The organism is Bacillus sp. CGMCC 1.60114 (assembly GCF_042676365.1).
Lineage (GTDB): Bacteria > Bacillota > Bacilli > Bacillales > Bacillaceae_G > Bacillus_A > Bacillus_A rhizoplanae_A.
The window spans coordinates 1-1386 of sequence record NZ_JBHTHG010000058.1; the positions used below are offsets into that span (position 1 = coordinate 1).

Annotated in this window: 2 protein-coding genes; both read left to right on the plus strand. The window is 32.6% G+C overall.

Annotated features, from left to right (window positions below; translation table 11 throughout):
- The first annotated feature begins 259 nt into the window (after positions 1–259).
- Positions 260–682 (plus strand): hypothetical protein, encoded by a 423-nt coding sequence (locus tag ACFQZ1_RS10810; protein WP_377882208.1) that lies wholly within the window; start codon positions 260–262, stop codon positions 680–682.
- 185 nt (positions 683–867) lie between these two features.
- Positions 868–1095 (plus strand): hypothetical protein, encoded by a 228-nt coding sequence (locus ACFQZ1_RS10815; protein ID WP_377882209.1) that lies wholly within the window; start codon positions 868–870, stop codon positions 1093–1095.
- Positions 1096–1386 lie beyond the last annotated feature (291 nt).

Sequence of the window (1386 nt, forward strand, 5' to 3'; positions counted from 1 at the left end):
CGAAAAGAATTCATTGATAAACTGTTTGGCATTGCAGCATAATCCGTAAGTTAATAGGAAATTCATGTCCTATGTTTTTTTGAAATCATCTTTGCACCAGAACCGGTTAAAGACTAACAAGGCAAGCTTAAACCTGATCTGTAGATATATAAAGGAAATTGTCTTAAAATTATATAAAGTATTTGTTGGAGGACAATTGATGTATACAAGATAATGGTTGAAATAATACCAAAATGTCTAATGGAAGGATGGATGAAAGATGGCAAATACCCATATGGGACAAGATCCAAGATTTCACGTAACTCTCAAAATGGATTTTTTTAACAATGAGGGTAATTTTGTACAGGTTTTTCCTGACGGTACAAGAGACACTAGCCCTTTTAGAATTCATACAGATTTTCTTGTTGTTACAGATGTAGATTGGCAATACGGTGGAGCCGATCCAGATAGCGTTCAAACACTTAGAATATCCATAGCAAATTTAGCAGACCCAGTAACTCTAAGGAGCAGTGTGTTTGAATCCACAATACTTCTAAATAACTCTGGTAATGGTGGAATTAGTGAACGCATGACAAGTGGATTCGTAGTTTCATCAAATGGTAGAATTATGTTTGATGTCTTTCCAGGTGGAGGGGTAATTCAAGACATAATTATTCGTGGTTACCTTCTTTCTAAAAAGTAAATATAGAGAAAAGCCTTTAACGTCTTATGACGCTCTATCTGGGAGGGTGAAGCTACTTAAATGAGGATAAATCATTACAACCTTTTACAAAAAATACAAAATTATATAAAGTGTGAAAAATTGGTATAATTATAGAGTTATAGCACAATATTAGTTTTATATCTTAAAAGAAAAGAGGAATATAATTGAAGCAAGAACAGAGAGAAATGCTTTTATGTGATCTTTACGACGTATCAATTGATCTTTGTGCTATGTTGGATGAACTTAATATTAATCCCCGTAGAAGCAAACCAACAGATGAAGAAACACTTAATAAAATTCTATCTCATCCATTCTTCGATGCTGTTTACACAGAAATGCAAAGTGTAGTAAATCTAGTAAATGAATATAAAGACCTAAAAGAAGAAAAATAATTCTACCCTTCTACCATCTACATACAAAATAAGTAAGCTCTTTAATCATAAGTTTAATATTGTGATTAGGGGGCTTTTTTATTTAAAAGAATACGCCTCTCCATCAGAAAGAACAAACCACCTTATAGGCGAATATAAAGAGTAACCATTACTAACTCAATTGGACTGGGCACCATATTAATAAATTGGTTCTGGTGCAAAGATGATTTCAAAAAAACATAGGATATGAATTTCCTATTAACTTACGGATTATGCTGCAATGCCAAACAGTTTATCAATGAATTCTTTTCG

Coding starts and splice junctions, on each gene's coding strand:
- ACFQZ1_RS10810 (WP_377882208.1), top strand. CDS start 260: ATGGCAAATACCCATATGGGACAAGATCCAAGATTTCACGTAACTCTC.